This window comes from Neisseria sp. HMSC31F04, assembly GCF_001807735.1.
Lineage (GTDB): Bacteria > Pseudomonadota > Gammaproteobacteria > Burkholderiales > Neisseriaceae > Neisseria > Neisseria elongata.
Map to the genome: position 1 here is coordinate 1 of NZ_KV790807.1, position 606 is coordinate 606.

The 606-nt window shown below is 51.3% G+C and carries 1 protein-coding gene; it reads right to left on the reverse strand.

Annotated elements, in window-relative coordinates; genetic code table 11:
- Positions 1-58 precede the first annotated feature (58 nt).
- A partial coding sequence (locus tag HMPREF3107_RS06880; RefSeq protein WP_141742850.1) for an IS30 family transposase occupies positions 59-606 on the reverse strand: 548 nt, incomplete at its 5' end.

Sequence of the window (606 nt, forward strand, 5' to 3'; positions counted from 1 at the left end):
TCGCGCTCTTCGCGGGTGGAAATGTAGATGTTCTTGGATTCGGATTTCGAGTGCAACACTAGGGTACCAGTGGTTTGAACAGATTCAAGAATAAAACACTTGGCGTTTCGTAGCCAAGTGTTTTTCTCGGCCGGCGGTTCAATTCATCTTGAACCCTGCGTATCTCCCGATCACTGATGTTTCGGAAATCGGTTTGTTTGGGGAAATATTGGCGGATGAGTCCGTTGGTGTTCTCATTCAGCCCTTTCTCCCAAGAATGGTAGGGGCGGCAAAAATAGGTTTTCGCTACTAATGCTTTGGCTATTTTGGTGTGTTGGTAGAACTCTTTGCCGTTATCCATGGTGATGGTGTGCACCCTGCCTTTATGTGCCTTTAATGCCCTAACGGCTGCCCGGGCAGTGTCTTCGGCTTTGAGGCTGTCCAATTTGCAGATGATCGTGTAGCGGGTAACGCGTTCGACCAAGGTCAGTAATGCGCTTTTCTGATCTTTGCCGATGATGGTGTCGGCCTCCCAATCGCCGATGCGGGTTTTCCGGTCGACAATGGCGGGTCGGTTTTCTATGCCGACGCGGTCGGGCACTTTGCCCCTGGTCCATGTGCTGCCGT